Annotated in this window: 7 protein-coding genes and 1 pseudogene; all 8 read right to left on the bottom strand. The window is 60.0% G+C overall.

Annotated elements, in window-relative coordinates; all coding sequences use genetic code 11:
* Positions 1-203: pseudogene (locus ACIP1U_RS13320) on the bottom strand (allantoinase); the annotation flags it as partial.
* An 84-nt stretch (positions 204-287) separates the two neighbouring features.
* On the bottom strand, positions 288-1,022 hold the full coding sequence (locus ACIP1U_RS13315) for an aspartate/glutamate racemase family protein (RefSeq protein ID WP_029045211.1): 735 nt from the start codon (positions 1,020-1,022) through the stop codon (positions 288-290).
* A gap of 43 nt (positions 1,023-1,065) precedes the next feature.
* Entirely contained in the window at positions 1,066-2,601 is a 1,536-nt protein-coding gene (locus ACIP1U_RS13310) for an NCS1 family nucleobase:cation symporter-1 (protein ID WP_400315426.1), read from the bottom strand.
* A 336-nt stretch (positions 2,602-2,937) separates the two neighbouring features.
* The gene (locus tag ACIP1U_RS13305) at positions 2,938-3,483 is read right to left on the bottom strand and encodes a hypothetical protein (protein WP_400315424.1); all 546 of its coding nucleotides are present in this window, start codon (positions 3,481-3,483) and stop codon (positions 2,938-2,940) included.
* Complete coding sequence (locus ACIP1U_RS13300; RefSeq protein WP_400315421.1) at positions 3,480-4,115, bottom strand: hypothetical protein; 636 nt, start codon at positions 4,113-4,115, stop codon at positions 3,480-3,482. Before ACIP1U_RS13300 ends, ACIP1U_RS13305 begins: the two co-directional genes overlap by 4 nt.
* A complete protein-coding gene (locus ACIP1U_RS13295; protein ID WP_400315418.1) occupies positions 4,112-4,672 on the bottom strand; it encodes a PAAR domain-containing protein in 561 nt (186 codons plus the stop codon). The genes ACIP1U_RS13300 and ACIP1U_RS13295 overlap by 4 nt, the downstream gene beginning before the upstream one ends.
* Positions 4,673-4,681: 9 nt before the next feature.
* Positions 4,682-5,029: a PAAR domain-containing protein gene (locus ACIP1U_RS13290; protein ID WP_400315416.1), complete on the bottom strand. Its 348-nt coding sequence runs from the start codon at positions 5,027-5,029 to the stop codon at positions 4,682-4,684.
* Between the two features lie 585 nt (positions 5,030-5,614).
* Entirely contained in the window at positions 5,615-7,777 is a 2,163-nt protein-coding gene (locus ACIP1U_RS13285) for a TonB-dependent siderophore receptor (RefSeq protein ID WP_400315413.1), read from the bottom strand.
* Positions 7,778-7,925: the final 148 nt, after the last annotated feature.

Here is a 7,925-nt window from a genome sequence, read left to right as displayed (position 1 = left end):
TGGCGGTCGGGATAGGCCGCGGCGCCGACGATCTCGGAGAGGAACTGCTCGGAGGCGGCGTCGCCGTGCAGCACGCAGTTCTCGCCGCCTTCTTCATAGTTGAGCACGAACTGCACGGCGATGCGCGCGCCGCCCGGCCAGCGTGCGTGGGGAGGCTGGGCGGCATAGCCGATCAGGTCGCGGGGATAACGTGTCTGGAGCATGTTGCTGGATCAGGTAAGTGGTTCTCGAAGCCTCGGTTCAGCGCCTGGGTTGAGCGCCTCAGTTCAGCGCCTCAGTTCAGCGCCTCAGTTCAGCGCATAAGGCGCCAGCATGCCGGCATACGCCTTGGGCAGCGGCCGCGCCCAGTCGCCGCGCTTGCTGGTGGCCAGGCGCACCGAGACCATCGCCTCGGCGAGCTTGACCGCGCACGTCACGCCGTCGATCACCGGCGCGCCAATGGCGTCGGCGATCTCGTCGCACAGGTCGGTCATGCCGGCGCAGCCGAGCACGATGCATTCGCTGCGGTCTTCCACCAGCGCGCGGCGGCACGCCTCGGTGATGATGCGGCGCGCGTCCGAGCCGGGGCGCTCCAGGTCGAGCACCGGCAGGTCGCAGGCGCGCACATTGCTGCAGAAGCGCTTCATGCCATAGCGCTCGGCGAGGTGCCAGGCGATATTGCAGGTGCGCGCCAGCGTGGTCACCACGCTGAAGCTGCTGCCGACCATGCTGGCCATGTGCATCGCCGCCTCGGCGATGCCGATCACGGGTCCGCGCGCCACCTCGCGCGCCGCATAAAGGCCCGGGTCGCCGAAGCAGGCGATGACGTAGCCGTCCACGCCTTCCTGCTCGCCCGCCAGGATCTCGTCGAGGATGCCGGGCACCGACAGCGCCTCGTCATAGTGGCTCTCGATCGAGGCCGGGCCCATGCGCGGGCTGACCGCGCTGATGCGCGTGCCCTGCTCGGCCACGGCGCGGGCGCACTGGCCGATCTTCTCGGTCATGCTCTCGGTGGTATTGGGGTTGATGATCTTCAGCTTCATGGGTGCGGCTCTGAGATGGATGCTGTCGAAGGAGAGAGGTCGTTCAAGCCTGGCCGGAGGCCGGCGCGGCAGGCGCTGCCAGATGGCCCGGCATCATGCGCGGCGCCAGCTGGCGGTACAGCACCAGCGCGATGCCCATGCCGATGAACCAGCTGTAGTTGGCCGCCGCCTGCCAGGCCGGCACCACCACGCACAGGATCGGGATGATGGCCGCGGGAATCATGGTGGCCACCGCCGCCGGGTTGAAGCCATTGCGATACCAGTAGCGGCCGCGCGGGTTCAGCGTGTACAGGTCATCGACTTCCACGTGCTGGCGCCGCACCAGGTAGTAGTCGGCGATCAGGATGCCGAACAGCGGGCCGATGAAGGCGCCCAGCACGTCCAGCGTGTAGTGGATCACGGCCGGGTTGTTGTACAGGTTCCAGGGCGTGATGAAGATCGAGGCCACGGCGGCGATCATGCCGCCCGTGCGCCAGCTGATATGCTTGGGCGACACGTTGGAAAAGTCGAACGCCGGCGACACGAAATTGGCGACGATATTGATGCCGATGGTCGCGGTCATGAAGGTGAAGGCGCCCAGCAGCATGGCGAACGTGCTGTCGATATGGCTGACGGTTTCCACCGGGTCGGTGATCAGCTTGCCGAACACCGGCAGCGTGGCCGAGGTGGTGATCACGGTCAGCAGCGAGAAGCCCAGGAAGTTGACCGGCAGGCCCCAGAAGTTGCCGCGCTTGACCGACTTGAAGTCCTTGGCATAGCGCGAGAAGTCGCCGAAATTCAGCATCGGGCCGGAGAAATACGACACCACCAGCGCGATCGCGCTCAGCATGACCGGCACCGCTTCCCAGCCGGTGTACTTGACGAAGCTCAGCGTGAAGTTGACGTTCTCCCAGCCGGCCTTGTTCACCAGCCAGATCGCCAGCGCGATCATCACCACATACACCGCCGGGCCGGCCCAGTCGATGAACTTGCGGATGGTCTCCATGCCGGTCCAGAACACCAGCGCCTGCAGGAACCAAAGCACCATGAACGCGGCCCAGCCCAGCGTCGACAACCCGGCCAAGCCGTGCAGCTTGACGTCCGCATACGGCGCCAGCGATGGGAAGAAGTGCAGCGCCAGCACCAGGAAGGCGCTGGACGCGAGGTAGGTCTGGATCCCATACCACGCCACCGCGATCAGCCCGCGAATGATGGCCGGGATATTGGCGCCGAGCACGCCGAACGAGGCCCGGCAGATCACCGGGTAAGGCGTGCCGGTCACCTGGCTGGGTTTGGCCACCAGGTTGCAGAAGAATTGCACGATCACGATCCCGACCAGCAGCGACACCAGCACCTGCCAACTGGTCAGCCCCAGCGCGAACAGGCTGCCGGCGGTGATGTAGCCGCCCACGCTGTGCACGTCGGACATCCAGAAGGCAAAGATGTTGTAGGTGCCCCAGGTCTGCTTGCGCAGGGGCGCCAGGTCTTCGTTGGTCAGCCGTTCGTCGTAGGTGGGCTTGATCAGGGCATTGCCGTGTGCGGCATGCCCCGCCTGCGGCGCGCCGGCGGTCGCGTCTGGCGTTACGGTCGTTTGCATCATCTGAGTCTCCTGGCAGATGGTTGTCTTGACGATAGGCGAACGTGCGGCCGTCTGGCTCTTTTGTGCGCCGTTGGAAGCTTTGCTGTGCTGTCTACTAAATTGTCTACAAAATTATTGGAAGCTGTAGACGATGTTGTAGATCACAGTTTCGTGATTGTCAACATTCGTTATCCCGAAAGAGGGGCGTGAAGCGAGGCGAAATTGTGCGGAATGACGCACGAGTAAAAAGCCCGCTTCAAGGAGCGGGGAGGCGGCGAGCTCGGAAGCGACTGCTCAACGCTGATAGAGGTGCCTTGAGATCGGCGCCACTGCCGCCTCAAGTGCAAGGAAGCGCGCTTACCGCTTGAACGTCCGTATGTCACGAACTGAAAAGTACAACGGCCCCATAAAGGCAGCGCCATCCTTTCCAGTCAAGAGGGCAATGTAGCCAAACCTCACGTTTTGGAATGAACCACTACGACCAATTCCATCGAAATTGGACGAAATGCACATGTAAGTGCTTGATTGGTAGTGAATCACGCCAAATTCAGCTAACGTCGGGTCTAATCTTTCCGGCCTCACCTTGTCGATTGGCTTTGCACTTGAAATGGGACGCTTTTGCATTCCGAATACGATTTTATCGGCTCGGCTTCCCCTGCTTGTCGCATAGCCAAATGCTATTCCATTGCGCTGGTACGTGAACGTCGAATAGCCGGACATGAAGTCATCGCTGAGAACACCAGGTTCATCAAGTTCCTCAATAGAAATTCTCGAAGACATTGCTTTGAATGCCAGACAACTCTCAATTACTTTTGAGGGTGGATCGGCTGCGAATGAGCAGAACGGGAAGGCAAGCAGCGGAATCCAACCGTATTTGAAAATAAATCTGCATATTTTCATCATCGATACGCCTTTGCTCCTGTAAGTTTCATGTAATCGTCACTGTTTTTCCAGAAAATCGTTCCGCCATACGCGGCAGTGGACTCGTACACGTGGTCGTAACGATAAACTTCTTCGGTCTTCTTTGTAATTTTCCCGTCCACCTTTGTTTTTGTTGTCCTGCTCTTGATGATCAATTTAGTGGATTCTTTGATGCTATAAATATTATGGGTCGGGTTGATGAACTTGATCCCATGCCGAACCTTGAAATGATTCGCGTAGTTGGATTTTATATCCGCGCCATCCCAGAAATATGCGCCATTGGAGTAATCGGGGCCCCCGGAAAATGCGTTCTTTGCCGCTCTTACAGCGTCGGTCATGGCGATACTCTTTTCAATTTGCGCCGCGGTCGCTCTCATCAATCTTTTATAGCGTTGATTTCCATCTGCAACTACGAAGGAGAATGATTTCTCTTGGCTCGTGAAACTGGCCAGGCTGCTGTATCCTCGTGCCTTACTTTGTCGGAGCATAATACTTGCAAGTGCGGCCATTTCCTCGTACATGTCCGAAGTGGATGACTCCCCGTAGGCAATTGCTGCGAGCAGCCTGATTTCCGGATCAAGGTCGCCGGTGTTTTCGGTCGATGGTGACGTCATGGTCGATTTTCCCCGTCCTTGTCAAGCCACATTACGAGGCGCAGATTACCTTCCCCTTTCATGTCCACGGTACGTCCGTTAGAGAACCTGGATTGGTGCTGGATGCGCGAGCCGTTCGCGTACAGGTCGTATAGATAGCCCTCTGCGGGTTGCCCGGTAACCCCATCAAAAATTTCAAAATATTCCTCAATGACTTCATCATTCACTTGTGAATTGGTGTCTCCTATATAGCTGGTTGAGTACGAGGCGCAATGTTCAGCGACATCCTCAGCCGTCATGGTCATTGTGTAAGGGCGAGAAGCAAAGAAAACCGGAGGCTTCGCGCAACCGCACACGCAGATATCACCACTCAGTGCCATTTCCTTCCCGTTATCGCTATAAGGCCAGCGTGGACCGGTACAGGCGATAATTCCTTGCCGTTTGCACACGGGGCAGTAAACTGGGTCGCCGTCCCGTGCGACCGGGATGCCGTGATAGGTTGAGTCTGGGCTGCCGCCGACAATTACGGCGCCATTGTCCGCCTTATCACCTTTGATTAGATAGGTTCTGGTTACCATAGTGCCCTCTCATGCGCGCACAGGATGGTAGGCGGGGTCGAGTAATCCCTTGATGGGCTCATCTTCAAGCTCGTGGAACGTCAGTGCGCTAACCGGTCTGAATGCGATCGTGTCGCCATTACTCAAGGGGCTGCCAACAATTGCGACGGGTACGCCGTCCACTACACACGCATGGCCGGCGCCAGCAGTGATTACCGCCGTGCTGCCGTCAGGATAGGTTGCATGGTCACCCACCCTGACCAACGTAAGGCCCTCGTAGGCATAGAGACCAGAGCCCTGCATGATTTCGCCGCCTTCTGCTGTCTTGGCGCCTTCAAATGCTGCAACGTAAATCTTCTTGATCTTCGCATCTTGCATCATTGCTCCTCGTGAGAAATCGGCATATTGCCGAGTATCATTGAGTCAAGATCGCCATCGAGGAACAATCGGAAATTTCAGAAATTGCCGGGGTGTTTGCAAAGATTTTCATTAAAGCCAGGCATCCCGCTGCCGGAGCTTTCTCGCGCGCTTACAGGGAAGACAGGCTGGATCCAATCAATCGCTGTGGATGATCGATTAGGCGGTGGGATGAAGCGAGCTCATAGCGAACCAACGTGTGCGAGTCGGCGCCGAGGGATGTGCGACTTTGCCGATGTGCTTGCGGGGCCTTTTGATCGCCTTAGTAACTCGGGACGGCACTGGAAAAGAACCAGGCGCAGCTTGATAGCGTCAGGAGCGTGGGCAGGTGCGTCCGCGCTGCGCTACCCCCGCTCTTGCTGTCTTGCGGCAGCGATCGATGGCCGCTGCAAGGGCAGGAAGGTGGTGCTCGTCGCTTGCATGTGCAAGCTAATGGCTGTCTAAGACGGCGCGCCATGGGATCCAACCAAGCATCGTTAGCACGCCGTCCAGCCCTATCTTCAAACAGTTGCTCTTCCGCACTGGGAAGAGGAGGCAAAGCTGCGCTCAATAAGCGATCTTCGCCGTCAGACTCACGCTGCGCGGATCGCCCGGCTGCAGGTAGTTCTCATACTGGAAGCCCCAGTAGCGCTTGTTGGTCAGGTTGTTCAGCGCCGCGCGCAGCGTCAGGTCCTTGCCGTACACGCGGGTGTTGTAGGTGGCGCCGAGGTTGAACACGGTATAGCCACCCGCTTCCAGCGTATTGGTCGCGTTGACCTTGATATTGCTGGTGTACTTGCCGTCGACGCCAACCCGCAGGCCCGGCACGTATGGCACGCGGTAGCTGATGCGGCCCGCCAGCACCAGTTCGGGCGCGCCGGCGACGCGGTTGTCGATGTTGGCATTGCCCTTGTCGTAGTAGCTGTCGAGGTACATCGCGCTGCCGCCGAATTCCCACTGCGAACCCAGGCGGTACACGCCGGCCAGTTCCACGCCCTGGTAGATCGAGGAGCCGTCCTGTACCCGCGTCGGCACGCCGTTGCTGACGCTGTCATATTCTGCGTCGCGCTCGATGCGGAACAGCGCGGCGGTGGCGCTCCACTTCTGCTGGTCAGCCTTGACGCCGATCTCGTACTGCTTGCTGCGCAGCGGGCTGAGCAGCTGGCGCGCGTTGGTGTAGCCGTCCGGCACGATCGAGCCAGGCTCCAGCGCTTCCACGTAGCTGGCATAGACCGTGGCCGCCGGCACCGGCTTGAACATCAGCGCCAGCGTCGGCGTGACCACGCCGTTCTTGGTGTAATTGCTGGCCACCGGCACATAGCCGTTCTGCTCGAAATTGGTCACGCGCAAGCCGGCCAGCACCGACCAGCGCTCGCTCAGCTGCACGGTATCGCTGGCAAAGATCGACTTCTGCGTGATGTCGCTGTTGCGCACCTTGTTGAACGCGGTCGAGCTGAAGTACGTGTTGGTGTTCGGCTCGAAGATGTTGCCGGTGCCGATCGTGCCGGCAAAGCCGTTGTTGTCATAGCGGTCGATCTGCTTTTGCCACGACAGGCCCGCCACCAGTTGGTGGCCGAACGGGCCGGTGCGGAACTTGCCTTCGAGCATCGCCTGCCAATAGCCCACCTGCTGGTTCTGCGCGGTGTCGTAGCGCTGGTCGACGTAGTCGCCGGCCTGGTTCAGCAGGTTGTAGGTGCTTTCATTGCGGCTGCGGTTGACCTTGGTGAAGCTGTAGCTGGTGCTGACGGCCCAGTCCGGATTGATCTGGTAGCGCAGGCCCGTGCTGTACAGCTGCAGGTTGGTGTTCAGGTGCTGGTCGGTGCCGGCGAAGTTCCGGATGCGCCCCGATACCGCGTTCGGCAGCGCCGTATCGCCGTAGCTCCACAGGCTGAAAGAGGGCATCTGGCCGGTGGCTCGGCGGTCCTGGTAGATCGAGTCGAAGGTCCAGGTCAGGTCCTTGGTCAGGCGCGCGTCCAGGCCCAGCGATACCGTGTCGCGGTTGATATTGCGCGCGTTGTACGGCGTGCCTTCCTCATGCGTGTAATTGAGCCGGTAGCCGAACATGTTGTCCGGGCCCGCGCGGCCGCCGAGGTCGATGTGCTCGCTCCACACGCTGGCGGCGCGATAGCCCAGCTCGAACGAAGCGGTAAAGGTGTCGGTCGGCTTCTTGGTGACGTAGTTGACGATGCCGCCGGGCGTGCCAAATCCGTACATGAAGCCCGGCAAGCCCTTGAGCAATTCCACCTGCTCCATATGCTCGTACGGCAGCGTGATGCCGTACGCCACGAACGGCTGCCCGTTGATCTTGAAGCCGTTCTGCCAGTCAACCTGCAGGCCGCGCACGGTCAGGTAGCTGGACCAGCTGTTGTAGGCGTTGCTGTTGTCCGTGACCGAGGCATCCATGGCGAATACGTCGCCGAGCTTGCTGACCTGGCGGTCGGCCAGATCCTCGCCGGTGACGATGGTCGTCGAATACGGCGTGTCGAGCTGGGTGCGCGAGCCCAGCGCACCGGTGCTGGCCTTTTTCTGGAGTTGCAGGCCTGCGTCATCGACGGCGGTGGCGCTGACCGTCACGGCGGGCAGCGACTGCGGCTCGGCGCCCGCCGCTGCCTCCTGCGCTAGCGCGGCCGCCGCCGGGAAGCCGGTGAGGACGGCCAGGTAAGCCAATACGGCGAGTTGGCGAGGCTTGGGTGCGCGCAGGCGGGTGGCGCGGAGGTCGGCGTGATTCATGGACTGGCGGTGAGACAAGTAGGCCTGTGTATAAATGTTGATACAAATGCGAATTATTCGCATTTAATGAAGAGCGGAATAATGGCCAAACGAACATGTGGCGTCAAGGCGGAGCGCTGAAGTGTTGTTGCGAAAGCGACGGAGATGG

Origin of the sequence: Cupriavidus sp. NPDC089707 (genome assembly GCF_044748965.1) — a bacterium.
Taxonomy (GTDB): Bacteria; Pseudomonadota; Gammaproteobacteria; order Burkholderiales; family Burkholderiaceae; genus Cupriavidus.
This window is presented reverse-complemented; position numbering and strand designations above follow the sequence as displayed.